25 protein-coding genes are annotated in these 24,950 nt (G+C 64.5%); 14 read left to right on the top strand and 11 right to left on the bottom strand.

Features of this window, described 5'->3' with window-relative positions; translation table 11 throughout:
• Positions 1-39: 39 nt before the first annotated feature.
• A complete protein-coding gene (locus LRP30_RS22555) occupies positions 40-510 on the top strand; it encodes a MarR family transcriptional regulator (RefSeq protein WP_164935052.1) in 471 nt (156 codons plus the stop codon).
• Here LRP30_RS22555 and LRP30_RS22550 read toward each other — a convergent pair.
• From LRP30_RS22550 to LRP30_RS22540, 3 genes are all read right to left on the bottom strand, one after another.
• Positions 485-1,738, bottom strand: a complete 1,254-nt coding sequence (locus tag LRP30_RS22550; protein ID WP_249756371.1) for an O-antigen ligase family protein — start codon at positions 1,736-1,738, stop codon at positions 485-487. The genes LRP30_RS22555 and LRP30_RS22550 overlap by 26 nt on opposite strands.
• A gap of 156 nt (positions 1,739-1,894) precedes the next feature.
• Complete coding sequence (locus tag LRP30_RS22545; protein WP_128946724.1) at positions 1,895-3,445, bottom strand: undecaprenyl-phosphate glucose phosphotransferase; 1,551 nt, start codon at positions 3,443-3,445, stop codon at positions 1,895-1,897.
• Between the two features lie 117 nt (positions 3,446-3,562).
• Positions 3,563-4,696, bottom strand: a complete 1,134-nt coding sequence (locus LRP30_RS22540) for a glycosyltransferase family 4 protein (protein WP_128933395.1) — start codon at positions 4,694-4,696, stop codon at positions 3,563-3,565.
• A gap of 203 nt (positions 4,697-4,899) precedes the next feature.
• On the opposite strand from LRP30_RS22540, the gene LRP30_RS22535 reads away from it, so the two are divergent.
• Entirely contained in the window at positions 4,900-7,146 is a 2,247-nt protein-coding gene (locus LRP30_RS22535; protein WP_249756370.1) for an exopolysaccharide transport family protein, read from the top strand.
• A gap of 164 nt (positions 7,147-7,310) precedes the next feature.
• Here LRP30_RS22535 and LRP30_RS22530 read toward each other — a convergent pair whose 3' ends face one another.
• Positions 7,311-8,492 carry a GNAT family N-acetyltransferase gene (locus tag LRP30_RS22530; RefSeq protein WP_249756369.1) on the bottom strand — a complete coding sequence of 394 codons (1,182 nt, stop codon included), beginning with the start codon at positions 8,490-8,492 and terminating at the stop codon, positions 7,311-7,313.
• A 126-nt stretch (positions 8,493-8,618) separates the two neighbouring features.
• On the opposite strand from LRP30_RS22530, the gene LRP30_RS22525 reads away from it, so the two are divergent.
• Complete coding sequence (locus LRP30_RS22525; protein ID WP_249756368.1) at positions 8,619-9,662, top strand: polysaccharide deacetylase family protein; 1,044 nt, start codon at positions 8,619-8,621, stop codon at positions 9,660-9,662.
• 17 nt (positions 9,663-9,679) lie between these two features.
• On the opposite strand, the gene LRP30_RS22520 is transcribed toward LRP30_RS22525, so the two are convergent.
• Positions 9,680-9,901 (bottom strand): DUF2842 domain-containing protein, encoded by a 222-nt coding sequence (locus tag LRP30_RS22520; RefSeq protein WP_027529931.1) that lies wholly within the window; start codon positions 9,899-9,901, stop codon positions 9,680-9,682.
• A 93-nt stretch (positions 9,902-9,994) separates the two neighbouring features.
• Between LRP30_RS22520 and LRP30_RS22515 the strand changes: the two genes are divergently transcribed.
• The gene (locus tag LRP30_RS22515; protein ID WP_249756367.1) at positions 9,995-11,077 is read left to right on the top strand and encodes a COX15/CtaA family protein; all 1,083 of its coding nucleotides are present in this window, start codon (positions 9,995-9,997) and stop codon (positions 11,075-11,077) included.
• Here the strand turns inward: LRP30_RS22515 and LRP30_RS22510 are convergent, their stop codons facing one another.
• From LRP30_RS22510 to LRP30_RS22495, 4 genes are all read right to left on the bottom strand, one after another.
• Positions 11,078-11,422 carry a hypothetical protein gene (locus LRP30_RS22510; protein WP_128933400.1) on the bottom strand — a complete coding sequence of 115 codons (345 nt, stop codon included), beginning with the start codon at positions 11,420-11,422 and terminating at the stop codon, positions 11,078-11,080. It lies immediately after the preceding gene.
• A 120-nt stretch (positions 11,423-11,542) separates the two neighbouring features.
• Complete coding sequence (locus tag LRP30_RS22505; protein WP_249756366.1) at positions 11,543-12,823, bottom strand: O-acetylhomoserine aminocarboxypropyltransferase; 1,281 nt, start codon at positions 12,821-12,823, stop codon at positions 11,543-11,545.
• 139 nt (positions 12,824-12,962) lie between these two features.
• Positions 12,963-13,547, bottom strand: a complete 585-nt coding sequence (locus LRP30_RS22500) for a CoA-binding protein (RefSeq protein WP_091893390.1) — start codon at positions 13,545-13,547, stop codon at positions 12,963-12,965.
• 19 nt (positions 13,548-13,566) lie between these two features.
• Positions 13,567-14,391, bottom strand: coding sequence for an enoyl-CoA hydratase (locus tag LRP30_RS22495; protein WP_249756365.1), 825 nt, complete (start codon positions 14,389-14,391; stop codon positions 13,567-13,569).
• A gap of 85 nt (positions 14,392-14,476) precedes the next feature.
• Here LRP30_RS22495 and LRP30_RS22490 point away from each other — a divergent pair, with 85 nt between their 5' ends.
• The 6 genes from LRP30_RS22490 (at position 14,477) to LRP30_RS22465 (ending at position 18,166) form a co-directional block, all read left to right on the top strand.
• Positions 14,477-14,905 (top strand): PaaI family thioesterase, encoded by a 429-nt coding sequence (locus LRP30_RS22490; RefSeq protein ID WP_128933403.1) that lies wholly within the window; start codon positions 14,477-14,479, stop codon positions 14,903-14,905.
• Positions 14,906-15,061: 156 nt separating this feature from the next.
• Complete coding sequence (gene rplM / locus LRP30_RS22485) at positions 15,062-15,526, top strand: 50S ribosomal protein L13 (protein ID WP_018642440.1); 465 nt, start codon at positions 15,062-15,064, stop codon at positions 15,524-15,526.
• A gap of 1 nt (position 15,527) precedes the next feature.
• Complete coding sequence (gene rpsI / locus LRP30_RS22480; protein WP_027559530.1) at positions 15,528-16,007, top strand: 30S ribosomal protein S9; 480 nt, start codon at positions 15,528-15,530, stop codon at positions 16,005-16,007.
• Positions 16,008-16,236: 229 nt separating this feature from the next.
• On the top strand, positions 16,237-17,457 hold the full coding sequence (locus tag LRP30_RS22475) for a GGDEF domain-containing protein (RefSeq protein WP_249756364.1): 1,221 nt from the start codon (positions 16,237-16,239) through the stop codon (positions 17,455-17,457).
• Between the two features lie 59 nt (positions 17,458-17,516).
• Positions 17,517-17,753, top strand: coding sequence for a hypothetical protein (locus tag LRP30_RS22470; RefSeq protein WP_091893392.1), 237 nt, complete (start codon positions 17,517-17,519; stop codon positions 17,751-17,753).
• A 116-nt stretch (positions 17,754-17,869) separates the two neighbouring features.
• Positions 17,870-18,166 carry an antibiotic biosynthesis monooxygenase family protein gene (locus LRP30_RS22465; RefSeq protein ID WP_091893338.1) on the top strand — a complete coding sequence of 99 codons (297 nt, stop codon included), beginning with the start codon at positions 17,870-17,872 and terminating at the stop codon, positions 18,164-18,166.
• Between the two features lie 7 nt (positions 18,167-18,173).
• Here LRP30_RS22465 and LRP30_RS22460 read toward each other — a convergent pair whose 3' ends face one another.
• Complete coding sequence (locus LRP30_RS22460; protein ID WP_249756363.1) at positions 18,174-19,313, bottom strand: AI-2E family transporter; 1,140 nt, start codon at positions 19,311-19,313, stop codon at positions 18,174-18,176.
• A 260-nt stretch (positions 19,314-19,573) separates the two neighbouring features.
• On the opposite strand from LRP30_RS22460, the gene LRP30_RS22455 reads away from it, so the two are divergent.
• Entirely contained in the window at positions 19,574-20,347 is a 774-nt protein-coding gene (locus LRP30_RS22455; RefSeq protein WP_249756362.1) for a gamma-glutamyl-gamma-aminobutyrate hydrolase family protein, read from the top strand.
• An 823-nt stretch (positions 20,348-21,170) separates the two neighbouring features.
• Here LRP30_RS22455 and LRP30_RS22450 read toward each other — a convergent pair.
• Positions 21,171-22,148 carry a helix-turn-helix domain-containing protein gene (locus LRP30_RS22450; RefSeq protein WP_249756361.1) on the bottom strand — a complete coding sequence of 326 codons (978 nt, stop codon included), beginning with the start codon at positions 22,146-22,148 and terminating at the stop codon, positions 21,171-21,173.
• Between the two features lie 149 nt (positions 22,149-22,297).
• Here LRP30_RS22450 and LRP30_RS22445 point away from each other — a divergent pair, with 149 nt between their 5' ends.
• The 3 genes from LRP30_RS22445 (at position 22,298) to LRP30_RS22435 (ending at position 24,873) form a co-directional block, all read left to right on the top strand.
• On the top strand, positions 22,298-22,552 hold the full coding sequence (locus LRP30_RS22445; RefSeq protein ID WP_128941804.1) for a tautomerase family protein: 255 nt from the start codon (positions 22,298-22,300) through the stop codon (positions 22,550-22,552).
• A 180-nt stretch (positions 22,553-22,732) separates the two neighbouring features.
• Entirely contained in the window at positions 22,733-24,115 is a 1,383-nt protein-coding gene (locus tag LRP30_RS22440) for a nodulation protein NfeD (RefSeq protein WP_249761812.1), read from the top strand.
• Positions 24,112-24,873, top strand: a complete 762-nt coding sequence (locus tag LRP30_RS22435) for a slipin family protein (RefSeq protein ID WP_128933410.1) — start codon at positions 24,112-24,114, stop codon at positions 24,871-24,873. Before LRP30_RS22440 ends, LRP30_RS22435 begins: the two co-directional genes overlap by 4 nt.
• Positions 24,874-24,950: the final 77 nt, after the last annotated feature.

Here is a 24,950-nt window from a genome sequence, read left to right as displayed (position 1 = left end):
AAGGCGCGCACGGCGTTGTTGCAGGAGCTCGAGGCGGCGATGCGCAGGTCGTCCGCGCAGGGCGTGCTCTATGGTCAGACCGTTGCGAACGTTGCCGGAATTGCCAATTCCGACCTCGAATGCATGGACATCCTCTATCTCGAAGGCCGCGTCACCGCGGGCCGGCTCGCCGAGGTCACGGGCCTCACGACGGGCGCCATCACGGGCGTGGTCGACCGGCTCGAGAAGGCAGGGCTGGTGCGCCGCGAGCGGGACGAGACCGATCGCCGGAAGGTCTTCATCGCGGTCGTGCCGGACGCGGCGATGAAGATCGGTCAGTTCTACGTGCCGATGCAGCAGGCGATGGAGAAGGTGTTCGGCGGCTATTCCGACGAGGAATTGCGCTTGCTGCTACGCTTCGCCAATGATGGCTACAAGGGCGTGCTCGCGGCCACAGAGGCGCTCAAGAGCCTGCTCGACACGCCGCCGGAAAAGCGGCCCGCTCTCAAGCTGAAGAAGCTTCGTCGCTAGCCGCCTTGTAGACCTGCGCGGCCGCGATCATGCCCCACATCGCGCCCAGCATCATCCAGAAGTGCCGCCAGTGGTCGGTGTCGATCACAAAACTTTCGCCGACAGTGCCGACGAAGGCTGAAAATATCGCGAGATAGGCGCGCTGCCAGGGCACACGGACGAAGATGTGGCGGAAGCCCATGATGAGGGTGGTGAAGACCAGCGCGGGATAGCATACGCCGGAGAGCCAGCCGCCGGACATGAAGGCGTTGAGGTAGGAGTTGTGGGTGTCCTCGGGGAAGTAGCGATGGAATTGCAGGGGGCCGATGCCGAGCGGCAGGTCGAGCGCCATCTCCGCACCGAGGATGTGACGGCCGAACCGGCCGAATCGGCCCTCGTCATAGCTCTGGTCGAAGCTGGCGCGCTGCTTGAACATTTCGGCAGTGGAGTCGAATGACAGCAGTGCTGCGATCAGCACGAGCCCTAGCACCGCGGCGACGATCGCCATGACGATGATGCGCGAGCGCTGCGCGTTGGTGCGGCTGGTCAGCACCATCAGCGCCAGCATGAAGGCGGAGGTCAGCACCAGCCCGCCCCAGGCGGCTCGGGAGAAGGCGAGCAGGATCGCCAGCGACATGATGCCGAAGGCGATGACGTTGCGGAACGCCTTGCCGAGCTTGTCCGAGACCGCGCTCTGAAGCGCAAACAGCGCCGGCAGGATCAGGAAGGCGCCGAGCACGTTCGGGTCCTTGAACGTGCCGCGCGCGCGTCCGTAGAGCGTGAGGAGGTCGTTGCCGCCGGGAACCAGGTGGAAGTAGCCGGCGACCGCCAATAGCGAGGCGACCATGGCGCCGACCACGAGCCCGCGGCGCAGCATGTCGAGCCGGGCCGCCGTATCCTCCGAGGTGACCATCGCGAAGAACACCACGGTCACCGCCATGTACCAGGAGGTCGCGATCCAGCTCACCACCTCCGACTGCTCGAACAGCGGGATCGCGCTGATCGTGTAACCGACATTGAGCAGGATCAGCAGTGCCAGCAGCGGCATCAGCACGAGCCTCAGTCGCAGGCCCGTGGCGAAGAAGGTGAGGGTCGCGAGCAGCGTCGCGATCTCGTAGGGGCTCGGCTCGATGAACACGATCGCGCCGGACGCGCCGACCAGCCACACCAGCGCGCGCTGCAGCGCCAGCACGCCGGGCGCAGCCGGCGCGGCTAATTTCACTTCACCGGCTGTCGCCGCATAGGCCATCACACGCTCATACGCTTACGCTACTGGTACGCCACAAATGCCGCTGTCATCGCCCGGCTTGACCGGCGATTCAGTACTCCGCGGCGCCTATTGCGGAAAACGATTGGCGCTGCGGAGTACTGGATGCCCCGGTCAAGCCGGGGCATGACCACAACCTCAATACGCGTTCTCGTTCTTGGTCAGCAGCGAGATCGGCGTCTTCAGGAGAATGTAGAGGTCGAACAGCACCGACCAGTTCTCGATGTAATAGAGGTCGAACTCGACGCGCTTCTGGATCTTCTCTTCATTGTCGATCTCGCCGCGCCAGCCGTTGATCTGGGCCCAGCCGGTGATGCCGGGCTTGACCCGGTGGCGGGCGAAATAGCCGTCGACGGCTTCGTCGAACAGGCGGCTCTGCAGCTTGCCCTGCACCGCATGCGGACGCGGGCCGACCAGCGAGAGATTGCCGGAGAATACCACGTTGAAGAGCTGCGGCAGCTCGTCGAGGCTGGTCTTGCGGATGAAGCGGCCGACGCGGGTGACGCGCGGATCGTTCTTGGTCACGACCTTCGAAGCGGTCGGATCGGCCTGATGGTGGTACATCGAGCGGAACTTGTAGACGTCGATCCGCTCGTTGTTGAAGCCGAAACGCTTCTGGCGGAACAGCACCGGGCCGGGGCTGTCGAGCTTCACCGCCAGCGCCACCAATCCCATCACCGGCAGGGCGGCGAGCAGCGCGAGACTGCCGACGACGCGGTCGAACAGCCATTTCATCACCAGATCCCAGTCAGTGATCGGTGCCTCGAACACGTCCAGCGTCGGCACCTCGCCGAGATAGGAATAGGAGCGGGGACGGAAGCGCAGCTTGTTGGTGTGCGCGGAGAGGCGAATGTCGACCGGCAGCACCCAGAGCTTCTTCAGCATCTCCAGGATGCGCGTCTCCGCCGAGATCGGCAGTGCGAACAGCACGAGGTCGACGCGGGTGCGGCGGGCGAACTCGACGATGTCGTCGACCTTGCCGAGCTTGCGCGCGCCGGCGCAGGTGTCGAGCGCGCGGCTGTCGTTACGGTCGTCGAACACGCCGAGCACGTGGATGTCGGAATCCTCCTGCGCCTTCAGCGCCTCGACGAGCTGCTCGCCGTTGCTGTCGGAGCCGACGATGATGGTCCGGCGGTCGAGCCGACCTTCGCGCGCCCAGGCGCGCACCAGCGAGCGCAGGACGAGACGCTCGGCCATAAGGGCGGCGAGCCCGAGGAAGTAAAAGGCGGCAAGCCACAGCCGCGACACTTCGCTGCCGAACTTGGCGAAGAACGAGATGCCGATGAACAGCAGGAAGACGACCGACCACGACGAGATCATCCGCGTCATCTGCCGGAGCTGCCCGCGGAACAACTGCACCTGATAGATGTCGGCGGCCTGGAAACAGACCACGGCGGCGACCGCCACCGCAATGATCTCCGCAGGATAGACCCAGCTGAAGGCACCGGCGAGCGGCATGACATAGCCGACATAGAGCGCAATGCCGACGAGGCTGAGCAGCGCGAAATCAGCCAGGCGGACGAAGCCGGCGATCACGATCGGCGAATAGGCGCGGGCGACCTTCTGATTGACGACCTCGAGCGCAGCGGGCGAGAGCCGGCGGCGGCGCTCCACAAAGGGTTGGGCAGCGGGCGTCGCCGCGGCGCTGGCCGCGGCATCGAGCATCGAGCGTGCGTTGAGCGGTTCCACGGGCGTCCACGTCCATTCCAAAGCCCGCGGCACGGCCTTGCGCGCCCGGGCGAGCATTCCCTGGGCCTTCGATTATCGAACAAATCGGAAGATTTTCTAAAGCGGGCTTAAGGATGGTTAATGATTGGCAAATGCGTCGCGATAGGCGGCGAGCACGCCGTCGACCATCGCGGCTTGTGAGAAATGGGCCGAGATGCGCGCGCGCAAGGCGGCCGCGCGCTGCGCCGTTGCTTGCGGATCGTCGAGTGCGGCCGCGATCGCCTCGGCCATGGCCTCGGAATTGCTCGGCGCGAACAGGGCCGGACTCTCCGCCCCGAAGATCTCGGGAATGCCGCCGATGCGGGACGCGATCATGGGAATGCCGGCCGCGCCCGCCTCGATCACGACATAGGGCATGGAATCGCCGCGCGAGGGGACGACCAGCAGCCGCCCCTTGGAGAAGCCGTAGCGCGCCTTGACGTGGCCGATGAAGCGGATCGCGCTGGAGAGGCCGAGCCTCTCGACCTGAGCCTTCAGCGCCGCGGTTTCCTCGCCATCGCCGCCGAGCGTCAGCGTGACCTTCTTGCCGCCCTCGTGCAGGCGCGCCACGGCATCGACCAGCAGATCCGCGCCCTTGATGTGCCTGAACTCGCCGACATAGGCGAGGTCGGTGGCATCGTCGGCGATCACGACCGGCTCGAACTCCTCAGGGGTGACACCGTTGAAGACGCAATGCACCACGCCCTTGGGCGTGCCGACGATGCGTTGATAGGTGTCGCGGGCAAAGGCGCTCTCGAACAGAAACAGGTCGGTCGCGTCCATCAGCGTGCGTTCGAGCCGCGCGTAGAACTCGCCCTTGAAGGTGTTGAGAGGATAGTGCAGCGAGCCGCCGTGCGGGGTGTAGATGCGGATGGTATCGTCCGAGCGCCGCCGCATGCGGATGAAGGCGCCGGCCTTGGCGCCGTGGCCGTGCATGACGTCAGGCTTGAGCGTCGCGATCAGGCGCCGCATGCGAAGCCACACCAGAACATCGCCAGGTGACGGTTCGCGGTGGATCGCCAGCCGGTGCACGCCGAGCTTCAGCCGCGGCGCGAGCTCGGCAAGCGCCTTGTCGGCGCGCTCGCCGCCGGTGAGGCTGTCGGCGAGGATGCCGACATGATGGCCGCGGTCGACCTGGCCATTGGCGACGTCGAGGATATGGCGGAAGATGCCGCCAACGGGTGCGCGCACGGCGTGCAGGATGCGAAGCGGCCGGTCGGGAGAGGGGGGCATGATCAAAACCAGCGCTCGACGGCGGCTACCGAACAATTCTCGCGAAATAATCGAGATGGATTAAGGGGCATCGTGGTTAACAAACGGTGACGAGCGCGCGTGCGCCGGTCGCCGGACGTTGCGATTAACCCAGCGGCAACCTTAATGGAGTGTAATCGCTCCGGTTGAGATAGAGTCGCAGCGTTGCCCTGCGGGAGTGTTCGATGCGTTTAGCGTTCTGGCGTGCCGGCAAGGACAAGGCTGTGATCGAGCGGGCTGTCTCGAAGTCCAAAGCCGAAGTCGCGCCCAAGATCGAAGCCAAGATTGAAGCAGGGCCTGCGCCCGTTGTCGCGAAGCAGGCGCAAATCCAATCCGGCGACATCGACCTGCACGCGCTCGGCGCGGCATTGACGCGCAAACGCGGCTGGATCGTCGTGCCGACGGTGCTGGTGCTCGTCGCATCCATCGCCGTCGTGAATCTCGTCACGCCGCGCTATAAGTCCGAAGCCCGCATCCTGATCGACGGCCGCGAGAACGTGTTCCTGCGCCCGAACAGCGATCGCACCGAGGAGCGGCAGGCGCTCGACGCCGAAGCCGTCACCAGCCAGGTGCAGCTCGTGCTGTCGCGCGATCTCGCGCGCGAGATCATCAAGAAGAACAAGCTCGCGGAGCGACCCGAATTCGATCCGGTGCTGCAAGGCATCTCGCCGCTGAAATCGCTGGCCGCGCTGGTCGGCATCGGCCGCGATCCGTTCTCGATGACGCCGGAAGAGCGCGTGCTGGATGCCTATTACGAGCGCCTCCAGGCTTACGCCGTCGACAAGTCGCGCGTGATCGTGGTCGAATTCCAGTCCGCCGATCCCGAGCTCGCCGCGCGTGTCGCCAACTCCATCGCCGACGGCTATCTCGTGCTCCAGCAGGGTGTGCGCCAGGAGCAGGCCAAGAACGCCAGCCAGTGGCTCGCGGGCGAGATCGAGAATTTGCGTAAGAAGGTCTCCGACGCCGAGGCCAGGGTCGAGGATTTTCGTTCCAAGTCGAGCCTGTTCGTCGGCACCAACAACACCACGCTGTCGAACCAGCAGATGGGCGAGATCAATACCCAGCTCAACAACGCGCGCTCGATCAAGGCCGACGCAGAGTCCAAGGCGCGCCTGATCCGCGAAATGCTCCAGAGCGGAAAGCCGATCGAGGCATCGGAGGTGGTGAACTCCGAATTGATGCGGCGGCTGTCGGAGCAGCGGGTGACGCTGCGTGCGCAGCTCGCCGAGCAGTCGTCCACGCTGCTCGGCAATCACCCGCGGATCAAGGAGTTGAAGGCGCAGCTTGGCGATCTCGACAACCAGATCCGCGACGAAGCGGGCAAGATTTCGCGTTCGCTCGAAAACGACGCTCGAATCGCCAGCGGCAGGGTCGACGGGCTGACGACGAGTCTCGAGCAGCTCAAGAAGCAGGCGGCATCCACCAACGGCCAGGACGTGCAGCTCCGCGCGCTGGAGCGCGAAGCCAAGGCGCAGCGCGACCTCTTGGAAACCTATCTCGCCAAGTACCGCGAGGCCAACACCCGCGAGACCATCGATACCGCGCCGACGGATGGCCGCATCATTTCGCGCGCCATCGTCTCGAACACGCCGGCCTATCCGAAGAAGCTGCCGATCGTGCTGATCGCGACCATCGCGACGCTGCTGCTGTCGTCCGGTGTCGTCGTCACCGGCGAGCTGTTGCGCCAGACCGCACCGCGCGCGGTGGGTGCGATCCTGCCGTCGCGGGTGGCGGTGCGTCATGAGCCGGTGGTCGAGCCGATGGTCGATCCGGTCGTCGACGAGCCGGGGCCGCTTCAGCCAGCGATGACGGCTGAGGCCGACATCACCGAATTCACCGAGATCGAGCAGCTGGCCGAGCGCCTGCGCGCAGCGGGCGCGGCGGCGAAGAAGATCACGGTGCTCGGCACCGCGGCCGGCGCATCGATCACGCTCACGGCGCTGACGCTCGCCCGGCATCTCGCGCGTGACGCTCGCGTCGTCGTGGTCGATCTTGCTGCGTGCTCGCCGACCATTGCCGCGGTGGCTGTCGATGCCTCTGCGCCTGGCCTTGCCGAGCTGATGCAGGGCGAAGCGTCTTTCGCGCAAATCATCACCCGGGACAAGCTGTCGCGGCTGCATCTGGTCATGGCCGGCCGCCCCGGCTTCGATCGCAGCTTGCTGCAATCGCCGCGGGTGACGCTCGCGATCGATGCGCTCCTCCGCGCTTACGACCACGTGCTGCTCGATGCCGGCAGCGCCTCCGACCTGCCGGCGGAATTGCTGACGACCCATGCCCGCGCCGTCGTGGTGCCTGAGGCGTCGATGGCAGCGGACGCGCGTACGTTGATGTGCGAACAGCTGAGGGCGGTCGGCTTCAGCGACGTGACGATGCTGAGCAAGCCGGTGCAGCCGTCGGATGCGATGGAGACGCCGCGCGTCGTGGCGGCATAGGCTTTTCTTTCTCTCTCAGCGCGCTCGGAATCGTAGGTAGGCAAAGGCGCGTTTGCGCCGTGCCCACCATCGATCCAATACCGCAACAGAAGTGGTGGGCACGCTTTGCTTTGCCCACCCTACGATACTTTCCCTTAGCGGGGCAGCTCGCAAGCGGAGAATTGCTACCCGAACGCTTGCCGCAACGTACGCGCCAAGTCGAACAGCATCTGGTTCTGCTTGACCATTCGCTTGCCGCGGCTCAGTGAGGACATCGCCATCGCCGCGAGCTTTCCGCGTGAGGTCAGCGGGACAAAGCTGTCGAAAATATCTTCGTTGTCCTTGCAGAACATCCGCTTGTAGTCGTCCGAGCCGATGCCGAGGTCGAGCGAGCAATAACCGCGCTCGGCGCAGTCATCGATGATGTAGCGCATCAGGATCAGGCCCGGGCTGTAGCGGGCGTGCTCGGACATCGTGTAGGTATTGAACATCATCGAGAGGCGCTGGCCGTCGGCGACGCCGGCGAAAATCGCGATCACGTCCTCGTCGCATTCGAGCGCGTGGATGTCGATCACGCGTCCGTCTCCGCGCCGGGCAAGGCAGGCGCTGCGGATGAACTGTTCGATGCCCGGTTCGGCGAAGACGTTCGGCAGCTTCTGCTCCGCCATCCGCGCCGGCTTGACGCGGAAGAACCAGTCGAGCAGGCGCACGATGTCCGCATCCTCGGTCGCAAGGTGGTAGCGGTAGCCGGCGAGGGCCTGGAGCTTCTTCTCCTTGCTCTTGAGACGGCGGCGGAACGAATTGCTGATGCGCGATGCGGGCGGGCCGGCCGGCTCCATCGCCAGCAACGGGCAGCCGTTGACCGAGCTCTGCTGCGGCAGCAGCGCGAACGGGTTCTGCTGGTCGTTCCAGCGCTTGGGTTGCTGCGTCAGCGAGAGGACGTCGACATGCTCGTGCAGCGGCGCAAGCAGCGCATCGAGATCCGCGAGGACGACGTGAGCCGCGAATTCGGCGCTCCACAGGCCCATGTTGTAGGTGGTATGCTTGCCGCCCATGAAGCAGGCCGTGCGTACGCCATGGCTTTGGCGCAGTGACAACGGCAGCAGCAGGAGCGGCCGTTGCTCGGCGTCGCGGGCGATCACGATGAACGGGCGGGCGCCCTCGCGTTCGCCGACCAGCTGCTGCCAGGGAGCAAGCAGGTCAAAGCGCTGATAGGGCGTGAAGAGGTGGCCGCTCTCCTCGAAGGCGCGCCAGGCCGCCTCGGCCTCGCCGAGATCGGTGACGATGTCGACCTGGGCGATGCGGCTCGTTTTCGACCGCGCTGGCGCTTCTGCCGTCCGGCTTTGCATCGCCGCAGCCATGGTCATTCGCGAAACCTGTCGAGAAATCAAAAATATACGTATTTCGGCCCGTGGCCGACCTTTGCAAAGAAGTGTCAACAAAGGGTAATGATAATAGGCGGGGGGAACAGGCGCCGGAGGGAGGTGTAGACCTTGGCATCCGACGACAGATGGCCGGCGCGTCTGCGGCTTGAGCTGGCCTGGTTCAGCGGTCAGGCTGCGCTGCGCAGCCGTGGTGCCGGCGCCATCCTGCGCTTCGCGCATGTGCGGCCGCGGCGGCGCGGCCGATTTCAGCCGCTCGGCCAGCACGAGATCACGCCGCAGTTCCTCGATCGCGCCATTCGCGCGCTGAAGCAGTGGAAGTACGATTTCCTTGGCATGGATGAGGTCTGCCGCCGCGCGGTGACGCTGCCGGAGAAGCGGCGCTTCGTGGCACTGACCTTCGATGGCGCCACTAAGGATCTCATCAACTTCGCTTATCCGGTGCTGGCGCGCCACGCTGTGCCATTCACGATCTATGTGCCGACCGCGTTCCCCGATGGCGTCGGCGAAGCTTGGTGGCTCGCGCTCGAACGGATGATCGCGCGCGAGAGCCGCATCAGCCTGATCATGGACAACCAGGAGCAGCGCTTCACCATCACTGACAATGCCGAGAAGCAGGCGGTGTTTTCGTATCTCGAGGGCTGGCTGCGTTCGCTGCCGCCGGCGGATCTGTCAGCGGCGATCGCCGATCTCTGCACGCGCTACCGAATAGACCTCGCCGCGCTCTCACGCGAAGCGTCGATGGATTGGGAAGACCTGACCAAGCTCGCCGCCGATCCGCTCGTCACGATCGGTAGCGCGACCGTAAACTATCCCGTTCTCGCCAACATGAAGGATGCGGCCGCGCTCCGCGAGATGACGATGGGCAAGGCGGTCGCGGAAGCGGCCTTCCGCCGCGAGATCAGGCATCTCGCCTTTCCGTTCGGCGATCGCTCTTCGTTTCGGCGCAGCCACGTCGTGATGGCGGAGGAGGCCGGCTTTGCCAGTGCCGTGTCGACGATCCCTGGTATCGTGGATGCGGAGGGACGCACCAATTTGCGCGCGCTGCCGCGGATCTCCTGGGACGGCCGGATCCAATCGCTGCGCAGGATGCGCGTGCTGATGTCAGGCGTTGCCTTTGCGCCGGTGAAACCGACGGGAAGCGCCAGGAGCTAGACGTTACGAGCTAGCCGCTACGAGCTGGATTTGGCGCGATCGGGACGCTGCATCCAGCTCACGATCGGCATCGCCGGCAGCACCCAACCCATGCCGACGACTACGTAGTAGATCGCCTGCCGCCAGCCGGACTCGGCGATCCACGGCATCTGCGCCAGCGCCATGCCGAGCAGAGCCCAGACCGTGGCCAGCACCAGGAGCAGGATGGCGCCGAGGAACTTGCGGGTGCGGATCGTCATGGCGGAATGTTGCGGCTTTCGCGTAACTTGCGCTGCGGGAGCGGGGGACTATAAGGGGCGCGCAGTCCGGTTCAAGCCTGGTTTTTGCTCCCAATGACGACGATTTCCGCCCCGTCCCAACCGCATCGCGCCGTGCGCGTGTGGCTGATCGCCGTGGCCGCGCTGATCGCGCTGATGGTGCTGGTCGGCGGCGCGACGCGGTTGACGGAATCCGGCCTCTCGATCGTCGAATGGAAGCCGGTTACGGGCAGCGTGCCGCCGCTGACCGAGACGCAGTGGACCGAGGCGTTCGAGGCCTACAAGAGGATCCCGCAATATCGCGAGCTCAACGCCGGCATGAGCCTGTCCGAGTTCAAGGAGATCTTCTGGTGGGAGTGGAGCCATCGGCTGCTCGGCCGTTTCATCGGCGTCGCCTATCTGCTGCCGTTCCTGTTCTTCCTGTGGCGCGGCGGGCTGCCGGGTGAGCTGAAGCGGCGGCTGTGGCTGTTGTTCGCGCTCGGCGGCCTCCAGGGCGCGGTCGGCTGGTGGATGGTAGCCTCGGGCCTGTCGGAACGCATCGAGGTGTCGCAATATCGGCTGGCGACCCATTTGATGCTCGCGCTTCTGATCTTCGCCGGCATCGTCTGGACGGTGCGGCGGCTCAAGGAGCGGCCGCAGATCGCCGTGCCGGCGCGGTTGAGGTTCACGAGCGCGCTGCTCCTCGTTGTGACCTTCGTGCAGATTTATTTCGGTGCCCTGGTCGCGGGTCTGCGGGCCGGGCGCGCCTACAACACCTGGCCGCAGATCGACGGTGCGTTCATTCCGTCGGCGGATCGGCTGTGGTTCGAGACGCCGTGGTGGCGCAACCTGTTCGACAATGTGCTGACGGTGCAGTTCGAGCATCGCATGACCGCCTATGCGCTGTTCGCGCTGGCGGCGCTGCACGCGGTTGACGCGGTGCGCTCGCGCGCAGGTTCAGCTGCAAGCGGCGCGCTCTGGTTGCTTGCTGCGGTGAGCCTGCAGGCGGTGCTCGGCATCCTGACGCTGCTCAACCAGGTTCCGATTGGACTGGCGCTCGCGCATCAGGCGGTCGCGATTGTGGTGTTGACGCTTGCGGTGATGCAGACGGAGCGGCTGGCCTCGCGGCAGCTGACTGAGGTGCGGCCGCGCGGTGTTCCGCTGGGTCAGGCCAGCTGATCAACAATAGCCGTAGACTCCGCACGCGTAAGGCAGGCGCCAGAAATAGTCGACCTGCTTCCCGCCGTAATACGAGCCCTGATAATCGTAGTCCCAGGGGCGACCGTAATAGCCCGGCAGCGTGTGCGAGCCGGGCAGGAGCGGGGTGCCCGGTAGGTTGCGGATGTAACTGCCGATGCCATAGGCCGGCGAGATCAGCGCGTCCGGATCGGTCTCGACATAGACTCTTGGTGCTTCCTGCGGCGGAACAGCGGCGCGTCGCTTCGGCGTGGCCGGCAGATCGGCAGCCAGCGCCGTTGAAACCGTCAGCATCGCCGCAAGGGCAGGCACCATCCAGCGCAGCATCGTCGGCTCCGAATCAAAGGGGCGATCCAAAGACGATGTATGCGGCAGATATGGTTAATGACTGTTAACTGAGGCGATCAATCCAGGGCGGCTTTGTACCCCGGCCCGGAATGACAACAACTACGCGCCCAGAGCTTGTTCCAGATCCGCGATCAGGTCTTCCTTGTCCTCGATGCCGATCGAGAGCCGCACCACGTCAGGGCCGGCGCCGGACCTGACCTTGGCGGCGTCGTCGAGCTGGCTATGCGTGGTCGAGGCCGGGTGGATCACCAGCGAGCGGGTGTCGCCGACGTTTGCCAGATGCGAGAACAGCTGCAACTTCGACACCAGGCTGACACCGGCGTCATAGCCTCCCTTGAGGCTGAAGGTGAACACGGCGCCCGCGCCCCTCGGCGCGTATTTGCGCGCGAGCTGATTGTACTTGTCGCTCGGAAGGCCCGCATAGCCGACCGAGGCCACCGCCGGATGGCCGGCGAGGAATTCGGCGACCGCCTTGGCATTGTCGCAGTGCTTCTGCATGCGCAGCGGCAGCGTCTCGATGCCGGTCAGGATCATGAAGGCGTTGAACGGGGAGAGCGCCGGCCCGAGGTCGCGCAAGCCCAGCACGCGGCAGGCGATCGCGAAGGCGAAATTGCCAAAGGTCTCCTGGAGGCGGATGCCGTGATATTCGGGCCGCGGCTCCGACAGCATCGGATATTTGCCGCCTATGGACCAGTCGAACGTGCCGGCATCGACGATGATGCCGCCGAGCGAATTGCCATGGCCGCCCAAGAATTTCGTCAGCGAGTGCACGACGATGTCGGCGCCGTGATCGATCGGGCGGATCAGATAGGGCGAGGCCAGCGTGTTGTCGACGATCAGCGGCACGCCGGCCTTGCGCGCCACCGTCGAGATCGCCTCGATATCGGTGATGCTGCCGGCCGGATTGGCTATGGACTCGATGAAGATCGCCTTGGTGCGCGGCGTCACCGCGCGCTCGAAGCTTGCGATGTCATCGGGGTCGGCCCACACCACGTTCCAGCCAAAGCTCTTGAACGCATGCGTGAACTGGTTGATCGAGCCGCCATAGAGTTTTCGCGCGGCGATGAATTCATCGCCGGGCTGGAGCAATTGCTGCAGCACCACGACCTGTGCGGCATGGCCCGAGGCCACCGCGAGCGCGGCCGTGCCGCCTTCGAGCGCAGCGACACGCTCCTCCAGCACCGCGTTGGTGGGATTGCCGATGCGGGTATAGATGTTGCCGAACGCCTGCAAGCCGAACAGCGAGGCGGCGTGGTCGGCATCGTTGAACACGAAAGACGTCGTTTGATAAATCGGAGTTGCGCGCGCACCGGTGGTGGGGTCGGGCTGTGCACCGGCATGCACGGCGAGCGTGGAAAATCCCGGAAGGCGATCGCTCATTGAGGGCGTCCTGTTCTCTTGGTCTGAAATCGCGCGGCATGCTGATCGGCGCAGCGTCCGCCGTCAAGCTGCGGCTTCACATCGAAAACGATCGTGCTACGCATTGTCGCGATCGCGAAATGAATCCTACGCGATCGCGTCAGCTTTGCTCGGTCTTGTTTTTGGCGGCGCGATCTGATGCCGCGGTGTCGCCACCGCCGACACTCATCCGATTGAGGGATAGCCGCATGCCTTGCGTCGGTACCGGAGCGCGCTTGGAGCTGAGCGTGCGTGAATTCACGCCCATCCAGGAGATCTCGGACGACAAGCGGCCGTATTCGATCTTGGGGCAGCGGTTCATCACCACCTTGATACCGACGGACTCTGCCTTCGCCGCCGCAGCGTCGTCGCGCGCGCCAAGCTGCATCCAGATCACCTTCGGCAATGGATCGAGCGTGAGCGCCTCTTCGACCACAGGCATGATGTGGCTGGAGTTGCGAAAAATGTCGATCATGTCGATCGGACGGCCGATGTCTGAGAGCGAGGCGACGAAGGGCTTTCCGAGCAGCTCTTTGCCGACGTGTCCGGGATTGACCGGGATCATGTCGTAGCCGCGCTGCGCCAGATATTTGAACGCAAAGTAGCTCGGCCGCACGTTGACCGGCGAGGCGCCGACCATCGCGATCGACTTCACGCTGTTGAGGATGCCGCGGATGTAATTGTCGGGATAGGCGTCGTGGTTCATCTCATATCTTTTCTTGTTGTCATTCATCCCGCCATGTCGGCGTACGCTTTGCGATGAAGGCGTCCATGCCTTCCTCGGCGTCGCGCGCCATCATGTTCTCGGTCATCACCTCTGCCGCATGGCGATAGGCCTCGGCAAGGCTCATCTCGGCCTGGCGATAGAATGCCTCCTTGCCGAGCTTGACGGTGTAGGCAGATTTCAGTGCGACCTGCTGTGCGAGCGCAATCGCGGCCTCGCGCTCGGTGCCGGCGGGGACGATGCGATTGACGAGGCCGATCTCGCGGGCGCGCGCGGCCGGGATCGGCTCGCCCGTCAGCAGCATCTCCATCGCCTGCTTGCGCGGCACGTTGCGCGACAGCGCCACCATCGGTGTCGAGCAGAACAGGCCGATGTCGACGCCGGGAGTGGCGAAGCTCGCCGCCTCCGAGGCGATCGCCAGATCGCAGCTTGCCACGAGCTGGCAGCCCGCCGCGGTGGCGATGCCTTGGACTGCAGCGACCACGGGCTTGGGCAGGCGCACAATCGCCTGCATCATGGCGCTGCACGCCGTCATGATCTGCGCAAAATAAGCCCGGCCGCGATCCGGATCGGTACGGCGCGCGGTCAGTTCCTTCAGGTCGTGGCCGGCGGAAAAAGCCGGGCCGTTGGCTGCGATGACGGCCGCACGGATGTGCTTGTCTTCCGCGATCGCATTGAGGCTCGCATGCAGCTGTCCGATCATCGCCTCCGAAAGGCTGTTGCGCGCGGCTGGTCGGTTCAGCGTGAGCACGGCGACGCTGCCGACGATCTCGCGCAGCAGGATCGGCGGTTGCGGGGAGGGGGCACGGGCGGCCTGGGCGGACATTGAAGCGTTTCCAGTTGGATTATTGCAATTGGATGATGCAGATAACTTAATGTAACAGGGCAAGCGAAGCGAGGGTGGGAACAGCATGGCATTGGCGAAAATGAGCGTGGCGGAGGTCGAGCAGTTTCTGCGTGACGAGTTTCCCCAGGCCTTCAGCGGCGATGACATCACGATCGAAAGCGCCGATGGCCAGACCTGCCTTTTGCGCCAGCGCTACAGCGAAAGGATGCTGCGACCGGGTGGAACCGTGTCCGGACCGACGCTGATGGCGCTGGCCGATTTCGCCATGTACGTGGTGTTGCTGTCCGCAATCGGGCCGATCGGGCTCGCGGTCACGACCAATCTCAACATCAACTTCCTGCGCAAGGGCCAGCCGGGGCAGGACGTGCTGGCCGAGGCCCGACTGCTCAAGCTCGGCAAGCGCCTGGCAGTGGGGGAGGTGAATCTCCTGTCGGGCACATCAGCCGATCCAATCGCCCATGTCACCTCGACCTATTCCATTCCAAATGTTTGAGCTTTTTGCAGGTAATATAGCACCATATTTTTAAGTCATTGATTCTACGAATATAAATTCCGTCTTGGGGCATTGACCGCTGCGCCTCTCTTCTCTAGAAACCCGCCCAGTCCGGTGCGGTGTTCGCGCCGATGTCTCCCTCACGGAAATTCTGACATGAAAACCTTTTCGGCAAAGCCGGCCGAGGTGACGAAGAAGTGGGTGCTGATCGACGCCAAGGGTCTAGTCGTCGGCCGTCTCGCTACCATCGTCGCCATGCGGCTCCGCGGCAAGCACCTCCCGACCTACACCCCGCACGTCGATTGCGGCGACAACGTCATCATCATCAACGCCCAGCATGCGGTCCTCACCGGCCGCAAGCGCGAGCAGAAGACCTACTACAAGCACACCGGCTACGTCGGCCACGTCAAGGAGCGCACCGCGCGCCAGATCCTCGAAGGCCGTCATCCCGAGCGCGTGCTCGAGAAGGCCGTCGAGCGCATGATCCCGCGTGGTCCGCTCGGCCGCGTGCAGATGGGCAACCTGCGTGTCTACGGCGGCGCCGATCATCCGCACGAGGCGCAGCAGCCCGAGAAGATCGACATCGCCAAGTTGAACCGCAAGAACACGAGGGCCGCATAACATGGCCGAATCCATCCAGTCGCTCGACCAGCTCTCGCAGCTCAAGACGGCGGCCGCGCCCGAGGCGCCCAAGCACGAGAAGAAGGTCGACAAGTTCAACCGCGCCTATGCCACCGGCAAGCGCAAGGACGCGGTCGCCCGTGTCTGGATCAAGCCGGGCGCCGGCAAGGTCACCGTCAACGCGCGCGAGGTCGAGGTCTATTTCGCCCGTCCCGTGCTGCGCATGATGATCGAGCAGCCGTTCTCCGTGGCCCAGCGTTCCGGCCAGTACGACGTAATCTGCACGGTCGCCGGCGGTGGCCTGTCCGGCCAGGCTGGCGCCGTCCGTCACGGCATCTCCAAGGCGCTCACCTATTTCGAGCCGGAGCTGCGCAGCGTGCTCAAGAAGGGCGGCTTCCTCACCCGCGACTCGCGCGTGGTCGAGCGCAAGAAGTACGGCAAGGCCAAGGCCCGCCGGTCCTTCCAGTTCTCGAAGCGTTAATCGCTTCGATCACATTCGCCGCGAAAGTGGTTTCAATGAGATGCAAAAGGGCGCTGTTTTCAGCGCCCTTTTTGTTGTTCGTTTGTACGCAAATTGATGACGTGTTTCCCGAAAACTTGGGTCCACGCGAAAACCTGAATGGAACCCGCGAGACATAGCGTCACATTCGGAAGGGCGCGCAAATCGGCTTGGCCGATCGCGTAACTGCTATGTTTTAGAGGGGGCCGACATGATGTCGCTCGATAGCATCACGCTCTATTTGGTCGCCACCATGGTTGCCGCACTGCTCGGCGCCATGATGGTGTTTTTCGGCAGACAGGAGAACAGCCCCGCGCTGAAATGGTGGGGCACCGCCTATCTCCTCGGCGCCGTCTCCGTTGCGCTATGGACTGCGGCCGGCGACAAGCTGGGGCCGCATCTCTATCTGGCGTTAAATGCCGTCGGCTTCGTCGCCTGCGGCATGGTGTGGAATGCGGCGCGCGTCTTCCATGGCCGCAAGCCGAACTGGCCCGGCCTCGTGCTCGGCGCGCTCGCCTGGGTCGCCGCCGTCACGCTGCTCGCCCCTGAGGCGTCCATGCTGCGGATGATCGTCGGTGCCGGCATCGTCTCGGTCTATGCGGCGCTGACCGCGAGCGAGCTCTGGACCGAACGGCGCAAGAGCATGCAACGGCGCTGGCCGGCCTTCGTGATGCCAGTGATGCACGGCTGCGCATTGATGCTGCCGATCGTGCTCGGCAGCTTCCTGCGCCCGCACGATGCGACCTTCTCGTCGAGCATCTGGGTCACCGTGTTCGCGGTCGAGCTCGTGCTTTATGCCGTCGGCACCGTGTTCGTGATCTTCATGCTGGTGTCCGAGCGCACGGTGACCGCGCACCGGACCGCCGCGTCGACCGATCCCCTGACCGGCATGCTCAACCGGCGCGGCTTCTCCGAGGCCTGCAGCCGCGTGATCGAGCGCGAGGCCAAGGCCGGGCGGCCGGTGACCGTGATGATCTTCGACATCGACCACTTCAAGTCGATCAACGATCGGTTCGGTCATCCCGCGGGCGACGAGATGCTGAGACTGTTCTCGACCGTCGTCGTCAGCAACCTGCGCATCTCCGATCTCTCGGGCCGCATCGGCGGCGAGGAGTTTGCGGCCTTGCTGCCGTGCTCGCTGGAAGAGGGGGTGCTGGTCGCCGAGCGTGTGCGCGAAGCGTTCGAGACCTCCGGCGTCGTGGTCGATGAAGGTCCAGTCGATACTACCGTCAGCATCGGCGTCGCCGGCGGTCCGGCCGGCACCGAGCTCGAGGTGCTGCTGGCTTCGGCCGACACCGCGCTCTACCAGGCCAAGCGCGGCGGCCGTAACCTCGTCGAGGCGGCGGAGGAGCTGCCGCTGTCGCTGGAGAACTGGCGTCGCCAGAGCGCTGCGCGGCCCGGTGCACAGCAGGCGCGTCCGGCTACCGCCTGAGACGACAGGCGGCCTGGCGGTAATCCTCTGTTTACCATTCGATCCCTACCATCATGGTCATGGAATCGATCCGTCGACAGACCCCGCAGGCCGCCCTGATGTCACTCGAAGCCCAAGCTGCCTCGGCACGCGGCGGTTTCGCCTGTCTGTTCTCGACGGCGGACGAATACGAGAGCGCGCTGATCACGGAGCGTCGTGCGCAAGGACGATACGGCCAAGCCCGCAGCTACTGGCCGTTCGTGCTGTTCGTCGGCTGCGCGTTCATCGTGGCGGGCACCGTGCTGCTGCTTGCCTGAGAGGCTTGCATTCAAGAGACCTGCACTTTCCAGCCGTCCAGGCGTCGTTTCGGCGCCTTTTTCTTTTGCGCCGGCTGCGGTAGACACGCCCATCGAACAAGAATGGGTGGAAACCGATGATCACAGAGATCGCGCAAATCGACGTCAAGCCGGGCAGCGAAAAGGATTTTGAGGCGGCCGTCGCCAAGGCCAAGGCCGCCTTCGGCCGCTCCAAGGGCTTTCACGGCTTCGAACTGCACAAGTCGATCGAGAAGCCGCAGCGCTACCGGCTGATGGTGAAGTGGGCGACCCTGGAGAGCCACACCGTCGATTTTCGCGGCTCCGAAAACTTCACCGAATGGCGCGGCCTCGTCGGGCAGTATTTTGCTTCGCCCCCCGAGGTCGAGCACACCGAGACCGTGCTGACGACCTGAGGCAGGCTCAGGCCACCTCGGCCAGAGACGGCGCCTCATACGTCTTGAAATGGTCGATCATGACCTTGGCGATGGCGACCAGTGGCAGCGCCAGCGCGAGGCCCCAGATTCCGAACACGACGCCGAGCAGGATCTGGAACGCGAACAGTGTGGCCGGCGGAATGTCCAGTGCCTGGCGCTGGAGGATCGGCGTCAGCACGTAGCTTTCCATGGCGTGGACGCCGAGGAACAGCAGCAGCGCGGACAGCGCCGCGATCCAGCCCGACGCAAGGCTCGCCAGCACCACGATGACCCCGGCGATGATGGCGCCGACGGTCGGGACAAAGGCGAGCAGGCCTGCCTGGATTCCCAGGATGAACGCGCCGGGGATGCCGATGACGGCAAGGCCGATCCAGGTCACCGCGCCGACCGCGAGCATGACCGTAATCTGCGCGATCAGCCAGCGCTCCAGCGTCTCGCTGATGCGGTCGATGATGAGGGTGATGCGCGTGCGATGTTTGGCCGGCGCGAGGAACAATAGGCCGTCGTGATAGACGCTGGGCTGGGCGGCGAAGGCGAGACCCAGGAACAGCACGATAAAAATGTTTCCGACACCGTGGATGGTGCCAAGCAGCAGCTTGAAGGTCTGGCTCACGATCGCTCCGCCGCTGGAGGCGAGCGCGCCGGCGCCGGGCAATGCACCGCGCGGGGGCGTTGCTGGTGAGGGCGTCGAGTCCGATGTTGTCGCCGCCGTGGCGTCAGGCGCCGCGTTGCCGAGATCGAAGAAGCTGGTGTCGATGCCGTGGCCTTCGAGGAAGGACCGGACGTTCGTGATCTGCGACTTGATGGTGTTGCTCAGCAGCGAGGCCTGCTCGGCGATGGTGGCACCGCCGAGATAGGCGACGCCCGCGAGCATCAGGGCAAGGGCGACGCAGACGATCGCGAGCCGGACGGGATGCGGCAGGTGCACGCGGCGGCCGAGCGCGCCCGTCAGCGCATTGAGGCCGAGGCCGAGCAGCATGCCGGTGAAGATCAGCAGCAAGGTGGCGGCAAAATACCAGGTGAAGACCAGCATCGCCGTGAACAGCACAACGCCGATGCCCCCGACCGAGATCGCCCAGGCGAGATCGGCACGGGGACGGGGCCGTTCATCTGCGGGGATGGTCACATCGGGTCCTTTCGGCGGCTGCGGGGGAGGCACTCTTTCGCGAAATCCCGCCTTGGATCAAGCCGGCCGATAACCGCCGGTTTGACGTTGTCCACGGTCTCGTCGGGCGAACGCCACCGGCGTGAACGGCGCCGCGGCCGCCCTCCGATCGGGCATTTGCGCGAAAATAGCATTGCCGTCCCGCGATCCCTTCTGTTGAATTTGTTCCACCCCAAGGGCATGTTTGGAGAATCTTCTTACGGAGGAGGTCGGAACGGGAGATGAGAAAGCCGGTCGTCGGCGTGATCGGGAATGCCCATCGCGTCGAAAATCGATTTCAGGTCCAGATGGTCGGCGAGCGAAATCTGCGCGCCGTGGCCGAGGTCTCCGGTGGCTTGCCGGTGATGTTCGCGGGCTCGCCCGACATCACCGATATCGGGGCGCTGCTCGATACGGTCGACGGCGTCATCCTCACCGGCGCCCGGGCCAACGTGCACCCGACGCGTTTCAACGTCGATCCCTGCGAGAAGCACGAGCCCTACGACATCCACCGCGACGAGGTCGCGCTGGCGCTCTCGGTTGCCTGCGTCGCCCGCGGCATCCCCCTGTTCGGCATCTGCCGCGGCCTCCAGGAGATGAACGTCGCCTTCGGCGGCTCGCTCCACCCCGAGATCCGCGAAATCCCCGGCCGCATGAATCACCGCATGCCCCGGCTCGAGAACGGCGAGATCCATCCCGATCCGACCGTGGTGTTCGCCGACCGTCACGACGTCGACCTGACGCCGGGCGGGGCGTTCGCGAAGATCCTCGGCTGCGAGAAGATCCGGGTGAATTCGCTGCATGGCCAGGGCATCCTCGAGCTCGGCAAGCGCGTGCTGATCGAGGGGGTCGCCGAGGACGGCACCATCGAAGCGATCCGCATCGCGGAAGCCCCGACCTTCGCGCTCGGCGTGCAATGGCACGCCGAATACGATCCGCAGCACAATCCGATCAATCGCAAGCTGTTCGAGGCCTTTGGCGAGGCGCTCGTGGCGCGGCAGAAGGCGGTGGCGTAGGCTAAGCACACGTCGAGGCTTTGGGGCCGACTCTCGGCACGCCGTCATTGCGAGCCAACGGGTCCGACGAATTCAATTCATCGAGCTCATGCTAGGCATGTATGCTGAGGAGCCGATCAATTCGATCTGCCGGAACGAGCTCCATTAGGTCTGCATGCCTGCTACACCATCGATCGCTGCGGGCCTATAAAGGGGCTGGACCGCCGCGCGCGGTGAGCGCCCGTGCGTACCACCCATTTTCATAGAACTAGATTGTAACTGCCCCACGTAGCTTAATTCGGTTGTGAGGGCTTAACTCATGACGAAGCACTTTTCGAAACGCATCGTGACTGATGTGTTCGTAGTCGTCATATCGGTGGTGACAATCACGATTGCAGCGACCTCATTGGGTGAGCCCATTTTGTCAGGCATCGCGGCTTCTATTCCGGGCCCATTTCATCTTGCGATGGAAAACACACTTGGAAATGCCGGGCCGAGCACACCGAAGCAGGCCTCCGCGCAAACAGGTTGTCGGCTTCGATCTGCTCCTCCGCAATGGAACGTGGACTGGCTTTTCCGGCCGCCTGCCGCTCCCGCACGATGAATGCGATCCCAATTGAGGGCGCGGCAAAGATGGGCGGCCCGTGTTTCGCCCATGCGCCTTCCAAATCTCGGGCGGCATAAACCAATCAGTAGGAATTGGTCCGTCCAGATTTTCGCGGCGCTGATTTGTTCTTTGAGAACGAATTGGAGTCAGATGCAGAACGAAAGCTGACGGTGAGGTGCAAGTTCATCCAGTGCGGTTGAATCGTAGGCGCGCTCAGTTGGTCGTCTGGCCTCAGCCTCACACCGTCCGCTCCACCCGCCGCGTGCGGTAGGCCTGCGGCGACATCAGGGTCAACTTGCGGAACGCCTTGCGAAAGCTGCTTTCGTCCTCGTAGCCGGCCGCCCGCGCGATGGTCTTGACCGGCTGAGCCGTCGTCTCCAGCAGCGTGCGCGCGTGCTCGACGCGGCGGCGCGTGATGAAGGCCTGCGGCGGCTCGTGCGTGAGCTCCTGAAACTTCCGGTTCAGCGTGCGCTCGCTGAGGCCGAGTGCGTCGGCGAGGCGCTTGACCGTCATCGGACGCTTGCCCGCGCGCCGTACCAGCAGGTCGGCCCTGGTCAGCAGCGGATCCTGCGACAGCAGGTAACCGACGGGCATGAAGATCGACTGGCTGCGCTGCGCGGTGTCGATGACGACGTAATCGGCGCACAACTTTGCGATCTCCTTGCCGTCGACCATCTCGATCAGTCTGAGCAGGAGGTCGACCCACGACATCGGTCCGGCCGCGCAGACGAGGCGGTCCGCGCAGGTGATGACGGCGTCCGGGGCGAGGTCGATCGCGGGATGGCGTTGCCGCAGCTCGTTTTGCAGCCACCAGGTGATGGTGGCGCGGCGGTTGTCGAGCAGGCCGGCGCCGGCCAGCAGGAAGACGCCGCTGCAAAATGCCCCGATCAGCCGGCCATTTGCGTGCTGCTGCCGGAGCCAGGCGCCGGCGTGGGCATATTGCGGTTGCAGCCGCGCGGCCGTGACGTGGTCGACGAGATTGCCGGGGATGATGATCGCGTCGAAGCTGCCGCGGCTCGTGATCGCGCCGTCGACCGAAACCAACTGGCCGCCGCCGGCGCGCACCGCCTTGCCATCGAGCGAGAGCGTCTGGCAGGCGAAGCGGGATTTTGCTCCGCTCTGCTGTATCACGTGGTTGGCGAGCGACAGGATGTCGGCGACGCCGGCGATCGCCGAATGCATGCAGCCTTCCAGCGCCAGAATTGCGAGCTTCATAGGACCTCCGGGCGATGCGACGATCCTATCCGATCGGCGTACGGGTGCGTGGCGGAAATTGCCCGATCTCTGTCTTATCCGCCACTGCCTGGCCGCCACTGTCCGGTCCAATCTGCCGCCGTCGTCACACGACATGATTGGAGAAAGACATGCCTTACGTCACCATTTCCACCGTCCGCGGCATCCTGGACGCCGTGCAGAAGAAGACGCTGCTCGAACGCGTCACCGACCTCCTGGTCGAGGTCGAAGGGCAGGGCAACCCCGATTTCCGCCGCAACGTCTGGGTGAGGATCGAGGAGCAGGAGCCCTCGCACTGGTCGCTCGGCGGCATGCAGCCGACGAGCGAGATCATCGCGAGCACGTTCGGACCGATCGGCGCGGACGGCGTGAGGGTGGCACGGTAGCAGCGCCTGGCGCAGGGCGGATCAGCCGTACGCAGGTCCGCCACTGCCCCTGCTCAACCGATCACATCGCCACCCTGCATGGCCATTTGCATTGCGTTGCACAATCGCAACGTTGGCCTCCACGCGCAGCATTGAGGTTCACAAGGGGAACACCATATGCTGTGCAAGGGAGCCCTTGCCGTGCAAACCATGAAGGCGGCCCTCGTTGCGGCGATCACCGTCGTGGCATTGACCTGCTGCCTCCTTCCCAGCTCAGCGGAGGAGAGCGGCCGCCTTGCACTGGTTGTTTCGATCGACGGGGCCATCGGCCCTGCGTCAGCCAGCTACGTGCGGGAGGCTTTGGCCAAGGCGAGCGAACGGCGCGCCGAGGTCGTGCTTCTGAGAATGAACACGCCCGGCGGTCTCAATTCCAGCATGCGCGAGATCATCGCGGATGTGCTCGCCTCGCCCATCCCCGTCATCGGCTACGTCGCTCCCTCCGGTGCCCACGCGGCGAGTGCCGGGACCTATATCCTTTATGCGACCCATATCGCGGCGATGGCACCAGGCACCAATATCGGTGCGGCGACGCCGGTGCAGATTGGCGGACCGTTGCCGGGCCTGCCGAGCGGCACACCCGACAAGGATGGCAAAGACAAGAAGGACGAGCCGAAGGATGCGATGACGGCGAAGGCCACGAACGATGCCGTCGCCTTTATCCGCAGCCTCGCCGAGCTGCGCAGCCGCAATGCGGACTGGGCGGAGAAGGCGGTCCGTGAGGCCGCCACTCTCTCTGCCAACGGCGCGCTAGAGGCCCATGCCATCGATCTCGTCGCGCGGGACCAGGCTGAATTGCTGCGGCAGCTCGATGGCCGTGTGGTGGAGGTTGCAGGCGGCAAGACGCAACGCCTCGCCACGAAGGATGCGGTCGTCGAAGCCATCGAGCCGGGACGGATATCCCGCTTCCTGGCGGTCATCACCGATCCGAACGTGGCGTTCATTCTCCTGATGGTCGGCATCTACGGTCTGATCTTCGAGTTCATGTCTCCCGGAGCCGTCGCTCCCGGAGTCGTCGGCGCGATCTGCCTGCTGATCGGCCTCTATGCGCTCAATTTGCTGCCGATCAACTATGCCGGCCTCGCCCTGATGCTGGTCGGACTCGTGCTTCTCACCGTCGAAGCCTTCAATCCAACGGTGGTGATCGGTCTCGGAGGGATCATCGCTTTCGTGCTGGGTGCGCTGATGCTGTTCAGGGTCGAGGCGCCCGGCTACCAGCTGTCGTGGTGGGTGATCGGCATCACTACAGCTGTGTTCGTCGGCTTCGCTCTGGTCGTGCTTGGTTCGCTTCGGCGGGCCGCCAAGGCTCCCGAACGGGTCGGCGCGCAGGCCATGCGAGGCTTGTCCGCCGAAATTCTCGACTGGAACGGGAACGAGGGTCATGTGTTCGCCCATGGTGAACGCTGGCAGGCGCGCGGCGCCGACGCGTTCGAGCCCGGAGAGACGGTCGAAGTTACCAGCGTCGTCGACCTGACGCTGCTGATACGGCGCGCACCGGCGAGGACCGGTGAGGGAGGTACATCATGATGCTGGAATATCTGACCTATGCGGCGCTCGCGCTGCTAGTCGTCATATTTCTGTCCCAGGCCATTCGAATCCTGCGCGAATACGAGCGCGGTGTCGTCTTTACGCTCGGCCGCTTTACCGGTGTGAAGGGCCCTGGCCTCATCATCCTCATTCCGATCGTGCAGCAACTCGTCAAGGTCGACCTCCGGGTGATGGTGCAGGTCGTGCCGCCGCAGGACGTGATTTCGCGGGACAACGTGTCCGTCAAGGTCAACGCCGTTCTGTACTTCCGCATCGTCGACCCCGAGCGCGCCATCATCAAGGTCGGCGATTACATGGCGGCCACCAGCCAGCTCGCCCAGACCACGTTGCGTTCGGTGCTCGGCAAGCACGAGCTCGATGAGATGCTTGCCGAGCGCGACAGGTTGAACGCCGACATCCAGGAGATCCTCGACAAGCAGACTGACGTCTGGGGCATCAAGGTCACCGGCATAGAGATCAAGGACGTCGATATCAACGAAACCATGGTGCGTGCGATTGCCAAACAGGCCGAGGCCGAGCGCTTGCGGCGGGCCAAGGTGATCAATGCGATGGGCGAGCAGCAGGCCGCCGAAAAGCTCGTCGAAGCCGGCCGGATCCTCGCGCAGGAGCCTCAGGCCATGCAGCTGCGTTACTTCGCGGCTCTGCACGACATAGCCGGCGAACGATCGTCGACTGTCGTGTTTCCGCTGCCGACGGGCTTGCTCGACCATTTGATGCCGCGGCCTAACAACCCGTAGCCGTAAGCCGCGAAGATGACCCATCTTCGGCCCAAATGGGCGTGTCGAATGTTGATGCCTACTTAAACGGGAGCAAC

Origin of the sequence: Bradyrhizobium sp. C-145, assembly GCF_023375135.1 — a bacterium.
GTDB classification, from domain to species: domain Bacteria; phylum Pseudomonadota; class Alphaproteobacteria; order Rhizobiales; family Xanthobacteraceae; genus Bradyrhizobium; species Bradyrhizobium zhanjiangense.
Note: the sequence above shows the minus strand (reverse complement) of the source record. Positions and strands in the feature narration are given on the sequence as shown.